This is a genomic window from Streptomyces phaeoluteigriseus (assembly GCF_001896135.2).
GTDB lineage: Bacteria > Actinomycetota > Actinomycetes > Streptomycetales > Streptomycetaceae > Streptomyces > Streptomyces phaeoluteigriseus.
In genome coordinates, this window is the sequence record NZ_MPOH02000006.1 from 212,455 (window position 1) to 235,183 (window position 22,729).

General features: G+C 71.5%; 14 protein-coding genes and 3 pseudogenes. 9 read left to right on the forward strand and 8 right to left on the reverse strand.

Translation table 11 applies throughout. From position 1 onward, the window contains the following. Position 1 precedes the first annotated feature (1 nt). The 3 genes and pseudogenes from BM536_RS06510 to BM536_RS06520 all read left to right on the forward strand — a co-directional run bounded on the left by BM536_RS06510 (position 2) and on the right by BM536_RS06520 (position 3,599). Entirely contained in the window at positions 2-670 is a 669-nt protein-coding gene (locus BM536_RS06510; protein ID WP_073491770.1) for a potassium-transporting ATPase subunit C, read from the forward strand. Between the two features lie 127 nt (positions 671-797). After that, positions 798-944: pseudogene (locus tag BM536_RS06515) on the forward strand (DNA-binding response regulator); the annotation flags it as partial. Between the two features lie 147 nt (positions 945-1,091). Next, entirely contained in the window at positions 1,092-3,599 is a 2,508-nt protein-coding gene (locus BM536_RS06520) for a sensor histidine kinase (RefSeq protein ID WP_073491771.1), read from the forward strand. 75 nt (positions 3,600-3,674) lie between these two features. Here BM536_RS06520 and BM536_RS06525 read toward each other — a convergent pair whose 3' ends face one another. Continuing rightward, positions 3,675-4,217: a DUF1707 SHOCT-like domain-containing protein gene (locus tag BM536_RS06525; protein ID WP_073491772.1), complete on the reverse strand. Its 543-nt coding sequence runs from the start codon at positions 4,215-4,217 to the stop codon at positions 3,675-3,677. A 254-nt stretch (positions 4,218-4,471) separates the two neighbouring features. Here BM536_RS06525 and BM536_RS06530 point away from each other — a divergent pair, with 254 nt between their 5' ends. After that, on the forward strand, positions 4,472-4,672 hold the full coding sequence (locus tag BM536_RS06530) for a hypothetical protein (RefSeq protein WP_073491773.1): 201 nt from the start codon (positions 4,472-4,474) through the stop codon (positions 4,670-4,672). Positions 4,673-5,171: 499 nt separating this feature from the next. Here the strand turns inward: BM536_RS06530 and BM536_RS06540 are convergent. After that, positions 5,172-5,410, reverse strand: a pseudogene (locus BM536_RS06540) (beta-galactosidase); the annotation flags it as partial. Positions 5,411-5,479: 69 nt separating this feature from the next. On the opposite strand from BM536_RS06540, the pseudogene BM536_RS06545 reads away from it, so the two are divergent. Then, positions 5,480-6,291, forward strand: a pseudogene (locus tag BM536_RS06545) (VOC family protein). An 863-nt stretch (positions 6,292-7,154) separates the two neighbouring features. Next, on the forward strand, positions 7,155-7,436 hold the full coding sequence (locus tag BM536_RS06550) for a DUF3040 domain-containing protein (protein WP_073491775.1): 282 nt from the start codon (positions 7,155-7,157) through the stop codon (positions 7,434-7,436). Between the two features lie 132 nt (positions 7,437-7,568). Here BM536_RS06550 and BM536_RS06555 read toward each other — a convergent pair whose 3' ends face one another. Both BM536_RS06555 and BM536_RS06560 read right to left on the reverse strand, forming a co-directional pair. Further along, complete coding sequence (locus BM536_RS06555) at positions 7,569-7,940, reverse strand: hypothetical protein (protein WP_245873289.1); 372 nt, start codon at positions 7,938-7,940, stop codon at positions 7,569-7,571. 524 nt (positions 7,941-8,464) lie between these two features. Further along, complete coding sequence (locus tag BM536_RS06560; protein ID WP_245873290.1) at positions 8,465-11,485, reverse strand: AfsR/SARP family transcriptional regulator; 3,021 nt, start codon at positions 11,483-11,485, stop codon at positions 8,465-8,467. Positions 11,486-11,847: 362 nt separating this feature from the next. Here BM536_RS06560 and BM536_RS06565 point away from each other — a divergent pair, with 362 nt between their 5' ends. Beyond that, positions 11,848-14,163 carry a tetratricopeptide repeat protein gene (locus BM536_RS06565; RefSeq protein ID WP_245873291.1) on the forward strand — a complete coding sequence of 772 codons (2,316 nt, stop codon included), beginning with the start codon at positions 11,848-11,850 and terminating at the stop codon, positions 14,161-14,163. 672 nt (positions 14,164-14,835) lie between these two features. Here the strand turns inward: BM536_RS06565 and BM536_RS06575 are convergent. The 4 genes from BM536_RS06575 to BM536_RS06590 form a co-directional block, all read right to left on the reverse strand. Further along, the gene (locus BM536_RS06575; RefSeq protein WP_211362835.1) at positions 14,836-16,080 is read right to left on the reverse strand and encodes a hypothetical protein; all 1,245 of its coding nucleotides are present in this window, start codon (positions 16,078-16,080) and stop codon (positions 14,836-14,838) included. Positions 16,081-16,375: 295 nt separating this feature from the next. Further along, positions 16,376-17,854, reverse strand: a complete 1,479-nt coding sequence (locus BM536_RS06580; RefSeq protein ID WP_073491778.1) for a glutamate-cysteine ligase family protein — start codon at positions 17,852-17,854, stop codon at positions 16,376-16,378. Positions 17,855-18,014: 160 nt separating this feature from the next. Then, complete coding sequence (locus tag BM536_RS06585; protein ID WP_073491779.1) at positions 18,015-18,269, reverse strand: EF-hand domain-containing protein; 255 nt, start codon at positions 18,267-18,269, stop codon at positions 18,015-18,017. Between the two features lie 214 nt (positions 18,270-18,483). After that, a complete protein-coding gene (locus BM536_RS06590; RefSeq protein ID WP_073491780.1) occupies positions 18,484-19,299 on the reverse strand; it encodes an SAM-dependent methyltransferase in 816 nt (271 codons plus the stop codon). Positions 19,300-19,991: 692 nt separating this feature from the next. Here BM536_RS06590 and BM536_RS06595 point away from each other — a divergent pair. Together BM536_RS06595 and BM536_RS06600 are read left to right on the forward strand one after the other, a co-directional pair. Continuing rightward, positions 19,992-20,225 (forward strand): hypothetical protein, encoded by a 234-nt coding sequence (locus BM536_RS06595; RefSeq protein WP_094102656.1) that lies wholly within the window; start codon positions 19,992-19,994, stop codon positions 20,223-20,225. A 438-nt stretch (positions 20,226-20,663) separates the two neighbouring features. Beyond that, complete coding sequence (locus BM536_RS06600; RefSeq protein ID WP_073496988.1) at positions 20,664-22,724, forward strand: galactose-binding domain-containing protein; 2,061 nt, start codon at positions 20,664-20,666, stop codon at positions 22,722-22,724. Positions 22,725-22,729 lie beyond the last annotated feature (5 nt).

The window sequence follows — 22,729 nt, forward strand, 5'->3', positions numbered from 1 at the left end:
CATGAACAACTCCCTCACGAACACGGCCCGGTTGCTCTGGGCCGGCCTGCGCGCCCTTGCCGTACTCACCGTGGTGACGGGCATCCTCTACCCGCTGGCCGTCACCGGCGTCGCCCAGGGCCTGTTCCCCGGCAAGGCGAACGGCTCGGAGATCACCTCGGACGGCAGGGTCGTCGGCTCCTCGCTCATCGGCCAGGCGTACAACCTGCCGCTCGAGAAGGGCCAGGAGACCCCGGAGCCCGACCTGAAGTGGTTCCAGGGGCGTCCGCGGAACGGCCTCGGCACCAACACCGCCAACACCCGGTACAAGCTGATCCTGTCCGGCGCGACGAACCGCTCCGGTGACAACGCCGACCTGATCAAGTGGGTCAAGGACGCCAAGGCCGCGGTCGTCGAGGACAACTCGACCCCTGACCACGAGGTCAAGCCGTCCGACGTACCCGCCGACGCGGTCACCTCCTCCGGCTCCGGACTGGACCCCCATATCTCCCCGGCCTACGCAGGCATCCAGGTCCACCGGATCGCCGAGCGCAACGGCCTGTCCGTCGCCCAGGTCCGCAGGCTCGTGGACGAGCACACGGACGGCCGCATCCTCGGCTTCATGGGCGAGCCCACGGTCAACGTCCTGGAACTCAACATCGCGCTCAAGGAACTCGTGGCGAGGAGCTGATGGCCGCAGCCGCACCCCCGGGAGCCGGCGGCCGGGACCAGTTCCGCCGACTTCCGGACCCACGAGGCCGGGTCCGCTCCTCCGGCGCTCCCCACGCCGCTCCCCACGACAGGAAAGGCCCACACCGATGACGCGGGTACTGGTGGTGGAGGACGATCCCCAGCTCGTCCGGGCTCTGGTGCTCAGCCTGCGGGCGCGCCGGTACGGCGTCGACCCGGCGCCCGACGGCGTCACCGCACTGCGCCTCGCCGCCGCACGCCGGCCGGACGTCGTCGGCATGGGCCACCGCTTCGGAACCTGACGATCCCAAGACCGCGTACGACGGTTCCCGACCGCATGCGACGGTTCCCGACCGCCCGCAAACGACCTCTCCTGATCGCATACGACCTCTCCCGCCCGCATACGCCCCAGAGACGAGACCATGGCACGCGGCAAGCTCCGGATCCACCTGGGCGCGGCACCGGGCGTCGGCAAGACGTACGCGATGCTCTCCGAGGGACACCGCCGTCTCGAGCGGGGCACCGACTGCGTCGTCGCCTTCGTCGAGCACCACGACCGGCCGCGCACCGAGGTCATGCTGCACGGCCTGGAACAGATCCCGCGCCGGGAGCTGGAGTACCGCGGCTCCACCTTCAGCGAGATGGACGTGCACGCCGTCCTGGACCGCGCCCCGGCCGTCGCCCTGGTGGACGAACTCGCCCACACCAACATCCCCGGTTCCCGCAACACCAAGCGCTGGCAGGACGTGGAGGAACTGCTCGCCGCCGGCATCGACGTCGTCTCGACCGTCAACATCCAGCACCTGGAGTCGCTCGGTGACGTCGTCGAGTCGATAACCGGCGTACGGCAGCGGGAGACCGTCCCCGACGAAGTGGTGCGCCGCGCCGACCAGATCGAGCTGGTCGACATGCCGCCCCAGGCGCTGCGCCGCCGCATGGCGCACGGCAACATCTACAAGCCGGACAAGGTCGACGCGGCCCTGTCCAACTACTTCCGCCCCGGCAACCTCACCGCCCTGCGCGAGCTGGCCCTGCTCTGGGTCGCCGACCGGGTCGACGCGTACCTGACCGAATACCGCAGCGAGCACCGGGTGTCGAGGATCTGGGGCTCACGCGAGCGGATCGTCGTCGGCCTGACCGGCGGGCCCGAGGGCCGCACGCTGATCCGCCGCGCCGCCCGACTCGCCGAGAAGGGCGCGGGCGGCGAGGTGCTGGCCGTCCACATCGCCCGCAGCGACGGACTCACCTCCGCCTCCCCGAAGGAACTGGCCGTCCAGCGCACCCTCGTCGAGGACCTCGGCGGCACCTTCCACCACGTCATCGGCGACGACATCCCCTCCGCGCTGCTGGACTTCGCGCGCGGCGTCAACGCCACCCAGATCGTCCTCGGCGTCTCCAGGCGCAAGGGATGGCAGTACGTCTTCGGACCCGGTGTCGGCGCCACGGTCGCCAGGGAGTCCGGGCCCGACCTGGACGTGCACCTCATCACGCACGGCGAAGCCGGCAAGGGCCGGGGGCTGCCCGCGGCCCGGGGTGCGCGGCTCGGCCGTTCCCGCATCGTCTGCGGCTGGCTGACCGGCGTCGTCGGCCCGGTGTTGCTGACACTGCTGCTCACCCACATCGACGCGGACCTGGGGCTCGCGAACGACATGCTGCTGTTCCTGACGTTGACGGTGGCTGCGGCCCTGTTCGGCGGCCTGCTGCCGGCGCTGGCCTCGGCGGCGTTCGGTTCCCTGCTGCTGAACTACTACTTCACGCCACCCCTGCACCGCCTCACGATCGCGGACTCCAAGAACCTCGTCGCCCTGGTGGTCTTCTTCGCCGTGGCGGTGTCGGTGGCCTCCGTGGTGGACCTGGCGGCCCGTCGTACGCACCAGGCGGCCCGGCTGCGCGCCGAGTCGGAGATCCTCTCCTTCCTGGCGGGCAGCGTGCTGCGCGGCGAGACGAGCCTGGAGGCGCTGCTGGAGCGGATGCGGGAGACCTTCGGCATGGAATCGGTCGCCCTGCTGGAGCGGGAGAACGAGGTCGCCCCGTGGACCTGCGCGGGCAGCGCGGGCAGCGCGGGCCGGCGGCCGGTGCCGCGCCCCGAGGACGCGGACGTGGACATGCCGGTCAGCGACCATATGGCCCTCGCGCTGTCCGGCCGGGTACTGCCGGCGTCCGACCGCCGGATCCTGGCCGCGTTCGCAGCCCAGGCCGCCGTGGTCCTGGACCGTCAGCGCCTGCGGTCCGAAGCCGACCAGGCCAAGGAACTGGCCGAGGGCAACCGCATCCGCACCGCGCTGCTCGCCGCCGTCAGCCACGACCTGCGCACGCCGCTGGCCGGGATCAAGGCCTCGGTCTCCTCCCTCCGCTCCGGCGACGTGGAGTGGTCCGAGGAGGACCGGGCCGAGCTGCTGGCCGCGATCGAGGAGGGCGCCGACCGCCTCGACCATCTCGTGGGCAACCTGCTCGACATGTCCCGCCTGCACACCGGCACGGTCACCTCCACCATCCGAGAGGCCGGCCTCGACGAGGTGATCCCGATGGCCCTGTCGGGAGTGCCCGAGGGCAGCGTGGAACTCGACATCCCGGAGACGTTGCCGATGGTCGACGTGGACAAGGGCCTGCTGGAACGGTCCGTCGCCAACGTCGTCGAGAACGCGGTCAAGTACAGCCCCCAGGACACACCGGTGCTGGTGTCGGCGAGCGCCATCGCCGACCGGGTGGAGGTGCGGGTGGTCGACCGCGGCCCGGGCGTCCCGGACGAGGCGAAGGCGCGTATCTTCGAGCCGTTCCAGCGCCACGGCGATTCTCCGCGTGGCGCGGGCGTCGGCCTGGGGCTCGCGGTCGCCCGCGGTTTCGCCGAGGCCATGGGAGGGAGTCTCACCGCCGAGGACACACCGGGTGGCGGCCTCACGATGGTGCTGGGCCTGCGGGCGAGCCGCTGACGCTTCGCTCGCCCAGCGAAGGCCGCACCGTTCACCGGGTGGGGCCGGTTGCCGTTCCCCGGTGCCGGCTGGGCCTCAGCGCCGGGCGTGACGGACCTTCAGCCGGCCGAACCCCATGGTTCCGGAGATCCGGATCCTCGGCCCGCGGGGGCGGGACCGCCGCCGGGTCCTGTAGGAGGAGTCCTTCCACCCGGTGTGCACACCCTCGATGTCGACGATCGCGTCGCGAGGCACCGTGATTCTGGCGTTGCCCGTGCCGAGTTGCAGTTCGATGTCGACCACCGGATGTTCGATGACGGCCCGGGACAGATCGAGGCGCACTCTTCCGAACGCGGACTCGACCTTGAGGATGCGGGGCACCCGCCATGGGCCGCGCCGCCGGATCCGTCCTCCGGCGACGGCGATCGTGGACGTGGTGGCCGACTTCTCCTCCGGAAGCGAGGCCAGGACCGACACCAGCTCGCTGTGCTTCCTGGCGGTGAGCACCTGGCCGAGTCCCTCGTCCATCTCCTCGTGGGAGATGTGCCCTTCGGCGTACGCCTCCTGCAACCGCTGTACGGCCGTGTCGCGATCGTCCGCGCTGATCGACGAGGGCGGGTCTTCCGACGGAGAGGTCACCGTCTCACTGTAGTGCTGTACCGACGATGCGAACCCGCCGAGGGGCGTGGGGGCTTCGGCAGCGACCCGTCCTCCACGAGTACAGGAGGCGGACCATGTCGCCGGGCGGGCATCCGGTGCGGTGCCGTCCGAACGCGCTCCGGCCCAGGCGCCGTTGTCGAACCTGTTCGTCGGCCCGAGCCGTTCCGAAAGCGGTGTCGGGCGGTCACGGCCGGGCATGCAAGGAGTGGTCGAGGTGGTGGAGGGGGCGGTCGATGAGGCCGAAGGTCGGAGGGGGAGCGCTGTTCCTGTTCTGCTATGTGGACGTCGTCGCGAGTCTCGCGATCGGGGACTGGATCTCGGACGTCGGTCCCCTGCTCCTCTGTGGCAGCCCGGTCGCTTTCGTCGTCGGCCTCTTCGCCCCCACCGTGCACGATGCCTACCTGCGGCACGTGAGGGGCGACGCGGGCGGCTAGTCCGCGGCCTCCACCGCCGGGTGCGCCGTGGTGAGAACGCAGGCGCCGCCCGCACACCGGCGCTCCGGACGCCCGTGCGAGATGGTCTGCGCCGGGCCGACCAACCGACAGGCGGGGCAGCCGCGGAAGGCGATCAGGGGCCGACCGGGGCCGCCACCAGGGTGGCCTGGTGAGTCGATGGCAGGATCGGTTGAAGTGTCGGGTGCCGCCGGCGAGTGGCGCAGTGCCGCGCGTGCTCTGCGCGGCCGCGACGTCATGGCGGTTTCGCTCAGGCCGGGCGAACGGGCGACGGTTCTGCCGGGCGAACGGGCGACGGTTCTGCCGGGCAGGCCCTGTTGGTCTCGCATGATCAGGGCGTCCCGTTGGTCCTGGCGAAGGGCACTGACCGCAGCCGCGATCCGCTCCATCGCCAGCCCGTGCAGCGCCCCGTCCTCGGCGGACCGTTCCGCGGGCGCCTCCGGTCGGGCCGACGCCTCGTCGCTGCGTGAGACGAGCAGCCGACCCGAAAGCCGATCACCGCGGGGTGGCGGGCGTACCGAGCGACGACCTCGCGGATGACCCGCTCGCCGTGGAAGCGGAAGGCGGGGGTGGTGAAGTCGGCCGCCTGCCGGGCACCCCACCCGATGCGCTCGCCGGTGCGCCGCTCGCCCGCGATCTCCGGTACCGGCGGGCCGGCCACAGCGGCACGGCGTGCGTCGGTGTTCCGAGGACGACGGGGATGCCGCGCTCGTGGGCGCCGGCCGACGCGCGATTGTCGGTGGCGGGTGTCACGCTGAAACGACACCGGATCTGCGAAAGGGAACAGCTGTGATCACCACCGACCTCACTCCCGGCTCCCCCTGCTGGCTCGACCTCGGCGCCCCCGACGTCCGGGCCGCCGCGGCCTTCTACGGTGCGGTGCTCGGCTGGGACTTCGAGTCCATGGGCGAGGGCGAGGGCGAGAGCGGGGGCATGGAAGGCGGGATGTTCAAGAAGGACGGCAAGACCGTCGCCGGGCTCGGCAAGCTGTCCGAGGAGGGCGCTCGCTCGGCCTGGATGATCTACTACACGGTCACCGACGCGGACGCCACCACCCGGGCGGTGGAAGGCGCCGGCGGCACGGTCCGGGTGCCCCCGAGGGACCTCGGCGAATGGGGACGGATGGCTCAGTACACCGACCCGTCGGGCGGCCAGTTCGCCGCCTGGCAGCCGGCGGACAACAAGGGCTTCGAGCTGGCCGACGAGCCGGGCTCACTGTCCTGGACCGAGCTGTACACGAGCGACGCCGCCGCCGCGCGGCAGTTCTACGGCTCCGTCTTCGGCTGGCAGTTCAGCGACATGGAGATGCCGGGCGGCGGGGGCACGTACACCATCATCACCCCGGCCGGGCAGACCGAGGACCGTATGCAGGGCGGCCTGATGCAGCTCGGCGAGGAGGACCTCTCGCTGACGGACGGGCGGGCGTACTGGCACCCGGTGTTCGCGGTCCCCGACTGCGACGCGCCGTCGCCGCGGTCACGGAGAACGGCGGCAGCGTGCAGATGGGACCGGTGGACGCGGAGGGTGTAGGCCGCCTCGCCGTCTGCCTCGACCGGGCGAAGGCCGACTTCGTGGTGCTCACCCCTTCCTCCTCGAGCTGAACCCTTGGCCGCTCATGGACACGGCGGGACGCACGGCGGCGCCGACGGACCCGGTGCGCCGGCCCGACGGGTGGTGAAGGCCACCCGCGCGGCGTACTCCTTGCCGCGCACCGTCCCTGGAGACGTCGGGGGCTGCTCCCGCAGGGGTGGCACGGAGTCGCCGTGGTCGGCGTGGCCGGCGGTGAGCATGCGCCGCCCCGCACTGGGGTGACGACGGGGCCGGTATGGGTCGCGGCGGTCCTGAGGTGGTCCCAGGCGGTGCATGCGGTGGTCCCGGGCGGTGCCGCGCCAGTCGCCCCGGCCGAGCGGGCGGCCGTATCGCCGTCCCGCCGTGTCGACGCGCAGCAGGGGCCAGCCGTCGTGGCCCCCTCCCGGGCGACGGGCGACGGGCGACGGCGACGGGCGGCCAGGGGCCAGGGGGTGAAGCGGGCGTCGTGGTCGGCGAAAGCAGTCGGTGCTGTCGCCGCCGAACCAGGTGCGGGCGTCGGTGCCCGTCTCACCGCCCCCCCACGCCGAACGCGCTGATCCACGCCGGCGCCGTGAAGTGCTGCCCCCGTGCTGACGGAGAAGGTCAGGTGGGCCGAGGAAGTCGGTGAGGAGAGCACATCCCGCGATGACGCGTGCCGCTCCAGGTGTGCCGTTCCGCTCGACCCGGCCGCCGTCACGCGCTGGGGTGCGTCGGCAAGGTCACCGACGGACTGAGGACGGGTCGCAACGTTTGCCCCTACTTCCCCTGGAAATAACCCTGTTGGGCCTTGCGCCGGGAGTCGCTGCACATCGTCGCACCGACCGGGCCGATGCCATGCGGACTACCGGACCCGGAAGAGCCGCGCTCCGGATCGCCCTGGGAAGGGAGGAGCGTCGTGCCGCAGTCCGACGACGAGTGCCCTGCCGTGCTTCAAGGACAGCTGGCCCGTGACGAGCAGCCGGCCCGTGACGATCCCCACCCCGCCCGGCCTCGCTCACGTCGCCGCACCGGGGCCTGGTGGACCCTGGCGGCAGGGCTGGCCGCCTTGGTCGTCGGCGTCGCCCTGCCCCAGGGACTGCTCATCGCCACGGGACTGGTCCTGGCGGGCATCGGCGTGCAGTTGTTCGACGCGCGGAGCGACGCGGCGGGTGGACGGCCGGGTCGGCCGTCCGGCTGAGCGTGCTCCCCTGCGGGGAGTGCGTCGCGGCGCCTCCCCGGCTGCGGGACCGACCGGACCGGCGGGCACCTGCCCCACCTGCCGCTGCACCCTTCGGATCAGGCGGCTCCTCGCGGCCGGCGTCAGGTGCGCTCACTCCGTGGGCCGCTCGACGGGGCCGTTGAAGGTGATGCCGGAGAAATCGCGTCCCTGAAGGACCGGGCTCCGCTGTGTCCCTCCGCTGATCGTGTTGTGGGTCTCCCCAGGCCCGGTTCCCAGTGTCCGAGCCTGCTGCTGCCACTGCGCGAGGCCTGCCTGGAACACGGCGTCCTGTTCTGCCCGGCGCAACAGGATCGCGCTCAGTGCCCGCGCTCGTTCCTCGTCGTCAGGAGCCCGGCTCAAGGAGACCAGTTCGGCCTCACCGGTCGCGACCGCGGACGAACCCTCCTCCGGCCTGCCACGCACGAGGTGGTTCAGCGCCGCCCACAACTGCCGACCCGCCTCGCCGGCCGCGCCGCTCGCCATCGCTACGAGAAGTCCTGCCGAGATCGGGTCCACGTCTGAGCCCCCTGCCACGTGTACGGAGCTTCATGGTCCCAGGGATTCATCTGGTCGGGGAGAAGCCAACCGCGTCCTCCGTCGGAGAACGGCCGGTCGGGAACAGCTCCCGCGGATCCGTGGATCAGGTCAGGATGCCGTGCCTCGTGTCCGTCAGGCGCCCGTGACGTGCCGCGATATTTCGTTTGCCATAACGAAATAGGCGATGCAGGTCAGGGTGATGACGGCGGGGATTCTCACGTGCTGGTGCTCCCTTGTGACAACGTCCTGAAGGTGCGTTCTTGCGCACGGCGACATACCCGAGAATCGCCCGGCGGGTCGCCGTGTAATGATCATACGGCTCCGTGCGGGCGCGCGTGCGCCGCACGAGAAAGAATTCGAGGGCCGCCGATATCTACGCGTGTAAGTCGTTTCCCCGCTCGCCGGGTCCGCCCGTCCGCTCGCGTATCCGTGTCAGTGCGCGGGTGCGCGCGCCTCCTCGGAGGTGGCGCCTATGCTCGCGCTGAGCGACCGGGACTCCTCCAGATGGGCCACGGCCTGCGCCGCCGGCCCGCGTCGCGCTCGGCCTGGGCGAGGTCGTGGAGGATGTCGATCTCCTCGCCCACGGCACGGATGCGCCGGGCCACGACCAGCGCGGCCAGATGCCGGCTCAGGGAGCGTTCGCTGTGGCCGGCCGCACGGTAGGTCCTGCCGATCCCGTTGAGCGTGATGGCCTCCGCGCGTAGATCACCCACATCGCGCAGCACCGGCAGAACCCGCTCGTAGAGAGCACGTGCCTCGCCTGTTTCTCCCAGCAGTTCCAGAACACTCGCCAGGTTCATTTGAATGGTCGCGCTGTCCCGCCGATTTCCCATTCCTGCCGCCAGGCTGATCGCTTGGCGATAGGATTTCTCCGCCGCGCCTGGATTCCCGATTCTCTGGTACAACTCCGCCAGGTTGTTCAGGGTGCTGTATATTCCTCGATCGTCACCCATTTCCCTGAAGGCGGAGAGGGCGGACCGGAAGCAGGCAAGTGCCTCATCGTTCTCCGCCAGGTGTAGGTGGGTTATGCCTAATAGGTTTTCGCTGCGGGCCGTCTGGAGCTTGCTTCCAGTTTGCTTGAGCAATGCGAGGGAGTTCTTCTGGAGTGATTGGGCGATCTTGTAGCGTCCTGTCTGCCACAGGGGAACGGTCAGTTGGTGAATGCACTCGTTCTCCAGCGCCGTGTCGGCGAGGGCGCGAGCGGCGTGCAGCGCCGCGCGGGCGGCCGAGATCGCCTCCTCGTAGCGCGAACTGTGGGTGTACACCGTGCTCAGATCCAGCAGGGCCCTGGCCCGTGCCGCCTCGTCGCCCGTGTCGGCCCAGTGGGCGACGGCCCGCCGCAGCAGCGGCTCGGCGGTGGACAGATGTCCTGCCATGTCCAGGAATCCGGCCAGCACGTGCACGCCGTTCGCCAACTCGCGTTCCGACCCGTGTTCCGCGATCCAGGTCAGCGTTTCCAGAAGATTGCCGCCCTCGGCGATCAGCCAGTCCTCGGCCGTGTGCGCGTCGGTGATCTCCCGCCGGGGTCTGACGGGAGAGCCGTCGATGTCGACGGTCATGCGCGAGCGGAACGGATAGGCCAGTCGATCGGCGCGGTCGGCGGTGGAGACATAGTGATCCACGAGCCTTCGTATGGATGGCCGACTTTCGCCAGTGTATTCGGATTCCGCTGTGGACGTGGCTGTGGATTCGTCGGCGCCGGTCAATGAACGCGCATACACCCGCAGAAGATCATGCATGGTGAATCGATGCGGTGTCGGCTCGGAAACCAGGTGGTGGGCGAGGAGTTCCTCCAGTACACGTTCGGTCGCGCCGAGGGTCAGGCCGGCCAGCGCGGCGACCGCGGGCGGCCCGAATTCCGTCCCGAAGTGCAGTCCGACGCACCGGAAGACCAACTGCTGTTCAGGGCCCAGCGCGCGGTACGAGAGCGCGAAGACGTGCGCCAACGTCCGCTCGCCGTCCCGTAGTTCGTCCAGGTGTCCGGCACCGTCGGTGAGCTGGGCCAGCAGGTCGTGGGTGGTCCACGAGGGGTGCGCGAGCAGCCGGCTCGCGGCGATCTCGATGGCCAGCGGCAGATGGCCGCAGATGCGAACGATCTCGGCGATCTCGGACTGTCTGACGCCGCGCCGCGCCCCGAGGCGTTGCTCGAAGAGAGCGATCGCGTCGTCGCGGGGCAGGACGTCCAGAGAGACCGGCCGCACTCCCGGCAGGCCGGGGAGCCGTCTTCGGCTGGTCACGAGGACCGCGGTGGGGGAGGCGCCGGGGAGCAGGGGGCGGACCTGGCCGGGGCCCGCCGCGTCGTCGAGGATCACCAGCATGCGCCGCTCGCGGGCCACGGAACGCCACAGCGCCACCAACTCGTCCGTCTCGTGCGGCAGATCCTTGGCGTCCGTGCCGAGCAGGCGCAGAAGCTCGGTGAGCGCCCGGGCGGGCGTCAGCGCAGTCCGGTCCGATGCGTGCCCGCCCAGGTGCAGGAAGAGGCGGCCGCCTGGGAATCGGTCCCTCAACTGATGGGCCATGTGGACGGCCAGGGAGGTCTTGCCCACGCCGCCCATGCCGTCTATGGCCTCCACGGTGACCACCGTGCCCCCCGAGTCGTCGCCCTCGCAGAGGGCTGCGGTGAGGCGCCGCAGTTCGTCACGACGGCCGACCCACGGGACGTCGCGCGGCAGGTTGTCCACAACCCTGCGGGGCGGATCGGCGTGCGGCCGTGGTGCCGTTGCCGTGCGCTCGAGCAGCTCCGCGGCCGGCGCCCCCGACAGGATCCCCTGCTGGACGCGGTGCAGTCGCTGTCCGGCGTCGAGGCCGATGTCGCGGATGACGCGCTGCCGTGTCCGCTGGAGCAACCTGGTCGCCTCGGCCGTACGGCTGCTGCCGTGGAGCGCGAGGGCCAGCCGCTCGATCAGGGCCTCGTCGACGGGGTTCGCCTCCGCGAGGGGCAGCAGAAGGGGCACGGCGTCCGCGAACCGCTCCATGCCGATGAGGATCTCCGCTCGCGTCATCGCGGCGCCGAGGCGGGTCTCGGTGACGGTGGCCCGCAGATGTTCCGCCCAGGAGCCGGTGATACCGGCCAGTGGCTCGCCGCGCCAGAGGCCGTCCGCCTCGCTCAGCAGCAACAGGGCCGATTCCGCGTCGTCATCCCGCAGTGAACGGGCCTGGGTGATGCGGTTCGTGTAGCGGCGCAGGTCCACTAGGTCGGGGTCGACGTCCATCTCGTAGGAGTTCGTCCGGCTGACGATCGCGGGCGCGTCGGCTCCGGCGAGACGCAGGGCGTTGCGGATGCGCGACACATGGGTGTGGAGCGCCTCCCTCGCCTTGACCGGCGGGTGATCGTCCCAGACCCGGTGGATCAGGGTGTCCATGCTGACGGTCCGGCCCGCCTCCCAGGCCAGTACGGCCAGCGTCAGGCGGGATTTGGTGGAGCCCGGATCACTGCGCCGGTCGTCGGCCCGTATGCCGACCGAACCCGAAAGGCGGATTTCCCACTCCACCAGCGTCCTCCGGCCGGTAGCGCTTTCTCGGTTGGGCAGTAGAGCGTGTCATGGCCCTGCGGAGACTGACTAGATGGGCATGGGCTGACTCTGAAAGTGACTGATAAACAGCCGTCCCTGTTCACGCGTTGCCGAAAGCGGGGAGTGAGTTCCGGCGGGCCGGGCATGGTGCGCACCTGCGCGCATATGCGAATGCCAGGATCGATGGACGCGTCGAGAGGAACCACGCGGTGCACGTTCCCTCATCGAGCAGGCTTGAGGCGCTGTCGACAGCCATCCTCGAGTGTCATGCGGACGGACGATCCCCAACGTGGCAGGCGCTGACCCAGGTCGTACGGACCGCGGCACTCGTGGACCCCGCGGTGTCCGGCCTCTGGCCCCCCGACGAGAACGCGCCGCCCGAGCGGACCCGCACGGCGCTGCGCCGTCTCGCCCGTGAACTGGACGACCTGGCCACCCGCGACGTCGGCACACGCCGTGCCGTCGCCTCGTGGCTGCGGCGTCGTGGAGCGGCGCCACCGCAGCCGCCGCCCGCTCCGACCGCCAACGTGGTCGGCGGGAGTTCCGTGATCCACGGCCCCAGTGTGCAGGCTCGTGACATCCACGGCCTCCACTTCCACCTGCAGCCCGGATCCGACCGTGCCCGCCTTCCCGTACCCCGTCAACTGCCCCCGGTCACCGCACAGTTCGTCGACCGCGAGGGCGACCGACGCGTTCTGGACACGCTGCGCTCGCAGCGGCCGGCACACGCGCCCCAGGTCCTGGTGGTCAGCGGGCTGCCCGGAGTCGGGAAGACCGCCCTCGTCACGCACTGGCTCCACGGGCACGCGAGCGACTTTCCCGACGGCACGCTCTACGCGGACCTCGGCGGTCACTCCGTCGACGACGACTTCGGGCCGGTCTCCTCTGCCACGGTCCTGGAGCGCTTCCTCATCGCGCTCGGCGCACCCTCCGTACCGTCCGACATCGCGGGACGCAGCGCCCTGTGGCGCTCGCTGACCGCGGGACTACGGATGGCGGTCCTGCTGGACAACGCCTTCACGGCCGCCCAGGTACGGCCGCTCCTGCCCGGCACGCCGACCGGACTCACGGTCGTGACCAGCAGGAGCAACCTCACCGGTCTGCGGGTCGACGGAGCGTCCGTGCACCGGCTGGAGGGCCTGCCGGCGGAATCGGCCGTCGAACTCCTGGCCGTGGGCGGCGGGGCGCGGGTGACGAGAGAGCCCGCCGCCGCCCACGAGGTGGTGAACCTGTGCGGCCGACTGCCGCTGACGGTATGCCTGGCGTCCGCCCAACTCGCCGTGCGCCCGCACCGCTCCGTGTCCACCCTCGCCGAAACACTGTCCGCGGCGCGCGACGCCGTCGACACCCTGCGGATCGAAGGGCACACCGTGATGCGGACGGCTCTGGACCTGTCGTACGACCTGTTGCCGGAGGAGAGCGCGGCGCTCTACCGCACGATGGGGTTGCTGCCGACGGACCACTACGACCTCTACCTGCTGGCAGCCGTGGCCGACGGCGGTCACCGGGCACCGGGCGCGGCGGTCGACACGGCCGCGATCGACATCGCCGTGCAGGCGCTCCTGGAGGCGAACCTGCTGGAGGAGATCGGTGCCGGTAGCTACCGCTTCCACGACCTGGTGCAGCCGCACGCCCGTCGGCGCGGTGAAGCCGAGGAGGACCAGGACCGGCACGGACGCGTCCTGCACGCCTTCGTCGACTGGTGTCTGGCCACCGCGGCGGTGGCGGAGAGCATCCTCGCGCCCAGTCACCGGATGGCGGAGCACGGTGTGGCCGTAACGGCCGTCGCTCCTACCCCCCTGGCCGGCCCCGAGACGGCGTTGGCCTGGCTGGACACGCATCGCAACGGCCTGATGAGCGCTGTGCGGCACTGCGCCTGGACCGGCCTGGACACGAGTTGCTGGCGTCTGGCCGACCTGATCTGGCCACTCTTCCTGAGGTTCCGCCCCACCGACATGTGGATCGAGGCGCACCAGTTGGGCCTGGAGGCGGCACGCCGGAGCGGATCGAGGGCGGGCGAAGGCCGGATGCTCACCTCCGGCGCGATCGGGCTGCGCGCCGCGGGCCGGTACACGGAAGCGGCCGACTGGTACCGGCAGGCCTGGGAGCTGGCCCGCTCGGAGGGGGACGTACGGCAGGAGGCCCAGGCACTCAACGGGCTCGGGCACCTCGACCTTCTGACCCACCGCCTGGACGAGGCCCGTGAGCACTTCGAGAGTGCTTTACGGCTCAGGGAGTCGATCGGCTACCGGCGTGGCGTCGCGCTGACCCGGCGGCGCCTGGGCGAAACCGCACTGGCACGCGGCGACCTGCATACGGCGGTACGACATCTCAGCGAAGCCCAGGCCGAGTTGGAGTCGCTGGAGGAGAGGTACGAGGCGGCCCGGGTCCAGGCCCTCCTCGGTCATGTCCTGGAGCGCAGCGGTGAGCGTGAAGCGGGCGAACGCCACCTGCGGGAGGCACTGGTGAGCTTCCGGGCGGGCTCGGCCCGGTCCGCTCACTGGGAGGGGCGCACCTTGGCATGGCTCGCCGAGGCGGCGGAGGCACAGGGCGACACGGCCGGGGCCGCCGCCCATTACGAGGCGGCCCGGGACCTCCTGCGACGGGTGAGCCCCGACCAGGCGGAGCGGGTGGACCGTCGGCTGCGGCAGCTGTGAGAGCTGCCGCAGCCGACGGTCGTGGCCGTGGTCCCGACGGCAGCGGTTACGCGTCGGCGGGACCGATCGAGCGCAAGGCGGCCGGTGCCCGCCCCGCCGCAACCCACGCATGCACGAGTGAGGCGACCAACAGCGGTGCGGCCCGGTCCGTGAACTCACCCGTCTCGGGCCGCGCGTAGCGTATGCCGCCCGACCCGCCGCGTACGCCGACCCAGCACCCTCTGCCCGGCTCGGGAACGGCAGCCGTGAGACAACCGGGGTGACGCACGAGGAGGTGGGCCACCCGCGAGCGCGCCCCGGCCGGGGGCGACGGGGTGCGGCTCACCAGCACATCGGCGCACTCCGCCAGTCCCCGCCGGTACGTCACGCCGGGGTCCGCCCACAGATGCACATCGCACGGGAGCGTGCCCGGCGGGTGCGCGCAGGGTGGCGGCGACCCGTACGAGAGGCCCCCTTCCGGGCCGGCCAGTGCGTCGAGGCGGACGTGGGCCCGCCCTCGTGTCGACTCCGTCCGCCAGACGACAGAGGCGAGGACGGTGACCGGCAGGGTGCTGAGCCCGGTTCGGCGGGGACCCCCGGCTCGGGGCCCGACGCTCTCCTCCGGCCCCACGAAGCACACCGATGTCCAGGCGCCGTCGAGGAGCGGCTCCCGCGGTCCCCGCGGTCCCCGCCTCACCGTGCGAAACCCAGGTCGGCGGAGATCTCCCACCGGGTGAGCGGCAGCGGCGTCGGCGGCGGAGCCACCACGGGCGGCCGGGCCGGCTCGCCCAGTCCGAGAAGTCCGTAGAGGACCGACCGCATCCGCTGGTGGAACTGCCCCGGAGCCGACGACAACGAGGCGGCCACCTGGTCGTACTGACCCGGGCGCCGCATGCGCGCGGTGTACTCCAACTGCTCGGCCAGCGGGTGCCCGGGAGAGACCACCGGGGCGATGCCGGTCAGCAGCGCCGCCGGGGAGTGGGCGGCCACTTCCCGCCCGGGCGCCGCGGTGAGGAGCAGGGCGGCATCGGTCAGCGTGCCGTACGCGGTCAGCGACCCGTGGTCGCCGATGATCCAGTCGGCGGCGATCAGCAGCGTCTGCCAGTCGGCCTCCGGTGGGACCACGGCGATGCCCCTGTCGCGGCAGCCCGCCAGCCAACTGCGCACCTGCCACGTGCCGTGACCGGCGTACACGTTCGGATGGAGCAGCAGCGCGATCCGGTAGCGGTCGACGGGGAGCTGGCCCAGCAGTTGCGGCAGCAGGGAGTCGAGCCGCCCGAAGGTGGACGACGGTCCCCAGGTGGAGGTGACCACCACGAGCCGCTGCCCCCCGTCGATGCCCAGCGCCCGGCGGTGGTCCGCGCGCCGGGGCATGCCCGCCGTGATCCGGTCGACGCACGGGTCGCCCAGGACATGCGCGACCGGCAGTGCCTCCGGGCAGGTGCGGGCCAGCTCCGCCAGGTCGCGCTCGTGGGCGTAGACGATCGCCGCGGGGACCACCCGCCCCTGGTGCAGCAGGTGTCGACGGCTCATCATCCCGGGCGGCCGCTCCGCCCCCGGAGGCAGCGAGCCGGTGTCGGTGAGCGGCTTGATGTGTCCGGCCCCGTGCGAGACTCGGACGACCGGACTGCGCAGTTGGTGCACACCGCGGGAACCGGCGGCCAGGGCGAGGTCGAACTCGGCCTCCAGCGCCTCCTCCCAGGGCACGGTGGTGATGCCCATCTCCTGCAGATACCGCCCGACTCCGGCACCGAAGGCGTGCGGTGGGGTGGTGAAGACCAACTGGACCCGCAGATCGGCCTCCAGCAGGCCGAAGACCTCACGCAACCGCTGGGCGAAGGTCACCGTGTGGGCGACCACCAGCACCCTCTTGCAGTCCCGTAACGTCAGCCAGTGCCCCTGCTCGATCAGGGCTGGTTTCGTGGTTCCGACAGACATGCGATCCCCCATCGCTCAAGGCCGCGCACCGCAGCCGAAAGGGGTCTGCCCGTCGGGTACGGCGGTTTCCTTGCAGGCTCCTTGCAGTTCCCTTGTCGCCTCGGGGCCGGTGCGGTGCCGAAGTCTCGTCGGCCACCCCGTCCCGTCACGACCTGTGCTCCCGCACTCATGCGCTGCGCTTCTCGGATACGACGAGATCCTCGGCCCTGTCCCCTCGCCCACCACGTGCTTCGTCACGCCCGCGCGCTGGGGGCGCTTTTGTGGTGATCGTTCCGGCCCGGAACCGCCCCCCACGTCAGTCGACCGGCCAGGTGTGTGCGGGGGCGTTGAGATGCATGTAGTCGATGTACTGCCGAGTCATCCGCCTCAGGGCCTCGTGGCGGTCGGCACCGGGGCCGGCGGCGAGGCGGTGAAACATCTCCTTCTGCCAGAGCGCGCCGTTGCGGGCGGTGACACAGCGCTGCTCGATGATGCCGAGCAGGGGCTCCCGCCAGGCCGTGTCCATCCCGGACAGCTCCAGGCCGCGGTGCGCCAGCGGCAGCAGACGCCGCAGGGCCAGCTCGGACACCGGCACCTCGCCCATCCCCGGCCAGTACAGGCGGGCCTCGATGCCGTGCCGCGCCGCCACGTGCAGGTTGTCCTCGGCGGCGGCGAAGGACATCCGCGACCACACCGGCCGCTCCTCGTCCACCAGGGCGCGGGTGAGGCCGTAGTAGAACGCGCCGTTGGCCAGGGTGTCGGCGACGGTGGGGCCGGCCGGCAGCACCCGGTTCTCCACCCTGACGTGCGGTGTGCCGTCGGCGACGGCGTAGACCGGGCGGTTCCAGCGGTAGATGGTGCCGTTGTGCAGGGTCAGCTCGGCCAACTCGGGGATGTCACCACGCTCCAGTGTCTCCGTCGGGTCCTGCTCGTCGCACAGGGGCAGGAGCGCGGGGAAGTAGCGCAGGTTCTCCTCGAACAGGTCGAAGACGCTGGTGATCCACCGCTCCCCGAACCACACCCGGGGCCGTACCCCCTGCACCTTGATCTCCTGCGGCCGGGTGTCGGTGGCCTGCTCGAACAGCGGGATACGCGTCTCGTGCCACAGTTCCCTGCCGAACAGGAACGGCGCGTTGGCCGCCAGCCCGACCTGCACCCCGGCGATGGCCTGGGCCGCGTTCCAGTACGCGGGGAACTCCTCCGGGGAGACCTGGAGATGGAACTGCGTGCTGGTGCACGCGGCCTCCGGGGTGATCGTGTCCGCGTAGGTGCGCAGCCGGTCGACGCCGTCCACCTCGATCCGCAGGTCCTCGCCCCGGGCCGCGAAGACCTGGTCGTTGAGCAGCCGGTAGCGAGGGTTCTCCGACAGTGCCGACTCGCCGATGTGCTCCTGCCGCAGCGTGGGCAGGATGCCGACCATGATCAGCTGCGCGCCGACCGATCTGGCCCGCTCGTCGGCGTGGTTGAGGGCGGCGCGGATCTCGGACTCCCACGCGTCGGGGCCGCCCTCCGTCAGCCGGCGGGGCGGCACGTTGATCTCGAGGTTGAACCGGCCCAGCTCGGTGTCCCAGGCCGGGTCGGCGATCGCCTCCAGCACGTCGCTGTTGCGCATGGCCGGCTCGGCGGCCTCGTCGACCAGGTTCAGCTCGATCTCCAGCCCGACCCGTGGCTCCTCGGACGCGAACCGTGCCTCGCGCAGCATGAGGGCGAACGCGTCGAGGCACTCCTGCATCTTGATCCGGTACCGGCGCCGGTCCTCGCGGGTGAAGACCATCGCCGGGACGTCCCGCCCCATGGGGCCTCCCGGGGGTCCGGGTCTGTCCTCGGACAGCTGTCACGTCCAGCGTCGCACCAGCGGGCGGCCCCGACCACGTGAGCGAGGCGCCGAGCGAGGTGGGGGCAAAGGTGCCCAGCGAGGTGCGGACCGAGGCGCGCAGCGAGGTGTCCCCCCGGCCTCAGGCCCAGCCGAAGCGGCGGTCCACGACCGCCGTGAACTCCTCCAGGGTCAGCACCGCGTCCCCGTTCTGGTCGGCCGCGTCGAACAGCGCGGAGGCGGCGTCGGCGTCACCCAGAGCCCAGACCGGCAGGTCCCCCGAGGCGACCAGGGTGGGCCCCTTCGTCCGCAGCGCGGTGATCACCTCTTCGCGGGTCAGCGTCCCGTTCGCGTCGAGGTCGAGTGCCTCGAACAGCTTGCGTGCCTTGTCGCTCATGATGCTTCCCCGTTCATGATGTTTGCCCGTCCCCGCCGACTTGCCGTCCCCGCCGGCTTCCCGTCCCCGCCGACGTCGCGTCCCCCGGCGGTTCCCGCTTCCCGTCGGTTCCCGCTTCCCGCCGCCGACGGGCGGGGAAGGGCCCCGGCCGCCCGCCCCGGAGGAAGACGCTCCCACCCCCCTCCGGGTTCCCTACCGCCGGGACCGTACCGGGTCACGGCTTGCGGGCGAGGCCTCCGTGCTCGGCGATGATCTCCGGGGTGGACGCGGAGGGGTCCGGACGCCACAGGGGCACGGAGACGACACCGGGCTCGATCAGCTCCAGCCCGTCGAAGAACGCGGTGATCTCCTCGACCGTGCGCAGGTTGTACGGGACGGCGCCGCTGGCGTTGTAGGCGTCCTGGGCCGCCTCGAAGACGGGGTCGATGCCCCGGGAGCCGTCGTTGATCGAGAGGTAACTGCCCGACGGCAGGGCTCCCATGAGCCGGGTCACCAGCTCACGGCCCTGCTCGTAGTCGGAGACGTGCCCCAGGATGTTGCTCAGGATGAGGGCGGTGGGCCGGCTGAGGTCCAGCGTCTCGGCGGCCGCCGCCAGGATGCGGTCCGCGTCGAGGACGTTGGCGTCGATGTAGGCGGTCGCGCCCTCGGGGGTGGAGTAGAGCAGCGCGCGGGCGTGCGCCAGGACCATCGGGTCGTTGTCGACGTAGACGATCCGGGCCTCCGGCGCGATCCCCTGGGCGACCTCGTGGGTGTTCTCGGCGGTCGGCAGGCCGGTGCCGATGTCCAGGAACTGCCGGATGCCCGCCTCGGACACCAGGTAGGTGATGTTGCGGCGCAGGAAGGCCCGGCTGCTGCGGGCGATGGTGACGATGCCGGGGAAGACGGCGGTGTAGGCGTCGCCGGCCTCCTCGTCGACGGGGTAGTTGTCCTTCCCGCCGAGCCAGTAGTTCCAGATCCGGGCCGAGTGCGGCACCGAAGTGTCGATCTTCTGGTGCACCGACGATCCGGGCGTCGTCGCTGAGTCGCTCATGGGTGGCGTCCGTCTTTCAGCCGAGGTGTGCAGGTTCCACCGCACAACGTACGTCCCAACAGTCACGCCGTGCACACCAGTTCACCTCTTCGAACGACACGGTTCCGTGGGGCCCGCGTCGCGCGCGGCGGGCGCGTGAGGTGCGGGTGAGTGGCGTGTGACGTGAGTGTGACGTGCCGTGACGCCGCGGGCGTGGGCCGGGTCCGGTGTCCGGCACGACAACTCCTGTGCTGGACTGGAGGCGTGGAAGCGCGGGTGGTCGGAGTCGACATCGGTTCGGTGGCGCGGGGCCGGTTCGCCTGGGCGGCGATCGACGCTCCGGTGCCGACGCTCGCCGGACAGGGGAGCGACCCGGAGACGGCGGTGCGGGCCCTGGCCGAGCGTCTGGCCGCGGGCGGCCGGGCGGCGCTGGTGCTGGAGGCGCCGATGTCGGTGCCGGTCCCGGGGGCCGACCGGGCCGACGGGTGGGCGGCGCTGGGCCGGGCTCGGACCGGTGAGGGGAACCGGGCGTGGTCGGCGGGCGCCGGCGCCGGGGCCCTGGCCACGGGAATCGCGCAGGCCGGATGGCTGCTGGCCAGGCTGGCCGGGACGGTCCCCGGTGTCAGGGCGACCACCCGGCCGGACCGGTGGGCCGCACCGCACGGCCCCCGGCTCCTCCTGGCCGAGGCGTTGGTCTCCGGCGCGGCAAGCCCGTGCCCACGGCCGGTGACCCGCACGCGGCCGACGCCGAGGCCGCGGCCCGCGCCCTCGCCGAGCGCCTGCCCGGCCTTCCCCGGATCGCCACCGACGTCGAGTGCGCCCCGCACGGCTCGCTCAACCTCCTTGCCGCCGCCGCGCTGTGGGCGGGGCTGGACCTCCCGGGCCACGAACTCCGCACGGACGTCCTGGTGTTGCGCGCCCGGCCCGCGCCCCGGCGACCGGCCTAGGTGTCGGGAAGGTCCCGTCCGCCGGGCGACGCCGGACACGCACACCCTCAGCCGCTTTGGCGGACTCATGGCGATACACCCGGTATCGGGACGGCCCTCCGCCTCGCGGTTGCGCGCACCAGACGCAACCCGGCCCGCCCTTCGGACAGACGACGCCACTTCCGACACACACGCCTCAGCGGCCCGCAGTCCGCGGAGAGAGGCACCGTAGCCGGCCCGGAGGTCCTCGTCTGCGGCCCCCGAGCGCGCGCACCCGCGCCAATTGCCGTGCTCCATCAGGTCGATCGTCCCGGACCCTTGACTCGTAACCCGCCAGTAGCGATCCTCGTCGCATATCTTGCGCGGTCATGACAATTCCGTGTGGGTCGTGGGCGCCCACGGATCCCCGGCGTCCCGGCTCGTCGACCGCGCGCTCCCGCCGACCGAGGGACGTGGGCAGTGACCATCGCTGGACGCCCGTACCGCAGACACCGGCAGATCACCGTCGTGTCATTGCTCCTGCTCGTGCTCTCCATGACCTTCGGCCCGACGCCGAGTTCGGCCGCCGGCGCCGACTGGTGGAACCCGACCGCCCGGCCCGCGCCCGACTCCCGGATCAACGTCACCGGCGAGCCGTTCACCGGTACGAACGCCCAGGGGGAGGTGCGCGGCTTCGTCGACGCGCACGACCACCTCTTCGCCAACGAGGCCTTCGGCGGCCGGCTCATCTGCGGCAAGGTGTTCTCCGAGGCGGGCGTCGCCGACGCGCTCAAGGACTGTCCCGAGCACTACCCCGACGGCTCCCTCGCGGTCTTCGACTACATCACCAGGGGCGGCGACGGCAGGCACGACCCGGTCGGCTGGCCCACCTTCAAGGACTGGCCCGCCCACGACTCGCTGACCCACCAGCAGAACTACTACGCCTGGGTGGAGCGCGCCTGGCGCGGCGGCCAGCGGGTGCTGGTCAACGACCTCGTCACCAACGGCGTGATCTGCTCGGTGTACTTCTTCAAGGACCGGGGCTGCGACGAGATGACGTCGATCCGCCTCCAGGCGAAGCTGACGTACGACCTCCAGGCCTACGTCGACAAGATGTACGGCGGCACCGGCAAGGGCTGGTTCCGGATCGTCACCGACAGCGCTCAGGCCCGCCAGGTGATCACGCAGGGCAAACTCGCCGTGATCCTCGGCGTCGAGACCTCGGAGCCGTTCGGCTGCAAGCAGGTCCTCGACATCGCGCAGTGCAGCAGGGAGGACATCGACAAGGGCCTCGACGAGCTGTACTCGCTCGGCGTGCGCAGCATGTTCCTGTGCCACAAGTTCGACAACGCGCTGTGCGGCGTCCGCTTCGACGAGGGCGGCCTCGGAACGGCCATCAACGTCGGGCAGTTCCTGTCCACGGGCACCTTCTGGAAGACGGAGAAGTGCACCGGCCCGCAGCACGACAACCCCATCGGCACCGCGGCCTCCGCGGCCGAGAAGGACCTGCCCGCGGGCGTGGAGGTACCCGGCTACGACGAGAACGCCCAGTGCAACGTCCGTGGGCTCAGCGACCTCGGCGAGTACGCCGTGCGCGGCATGATGCAACGCAGGATGATGCTCGAGATCGACCACATGAGCGTCAAGGCCACCGGCCGCGTCCTCGACATCTTCGAGTCCGCCTCCTACCCCGGCGTGCTCTCCTCGCACAGCTGGATGGACCTCAACTGGACCGAGCGGGTCTACGGTCTCGGCGGCTTCGTCGCCCAGTACATGAACGGCTCCGAAGGATTCAGCGCCGAGGCGAAGCGCACGGACGCCCTGCGCGACAAGTACGGCGTGGGCTACGGCTTCGGCACCGACATGAACGGCGTCGGCGGCTGGCCGGCCCCGCGCGGCACCGGCACCGCCAACCCGGTGACGTACCCCTTCCGCAGCGTCGACGGCGGGTCCCTCATCGACAGGCAGACGACCGGCGAGCGCACCTGGGACCTGAACACCGACGGAGCCGCCCACTACGGCCTCGTCCCGGACTGGATCGAGGACATCCGGCTCGTCGGCGGCCAGGACGTGGTCGACGACCTCTTCCGGGGCGCCGAGTCCTACCTCGACACCTGGGGCGGCACCGAGACCCACCGGGCCGGCGTCAACCTCGCCGAGGGTGCCGCGGCCTCGGCCAGTTCGCAGGAGTGGAACCCCTTCACGAGCTACGCCGCGGGCCGCGCCGTGGACGGCGACCTCGCCACCCGCTGGGCCGGCGACTGGAGCGACGACCAGTGGCTGCGGATCGACCTCGGCGCCACGAACCTGGTCGGACGCGTCACCCTCGACTGGGAACGCGCGTACGGGAAGTCGTACCGGATCCAACTCTCCGCCGACGGTCAGAACTGGCGGACGGCCTGGTCCACGACCACCGGGGACGGCGGCCTGGACACGGCCCGCTTCACCGGCACCCCCGCCCGCTACGTCCGCGTCCAGGGTGTGGAGCGCGGCACGGAGTGGGGGTACTCGCTGCGCGAGGTCGGCGTGCACAGCGGCTGACCCCG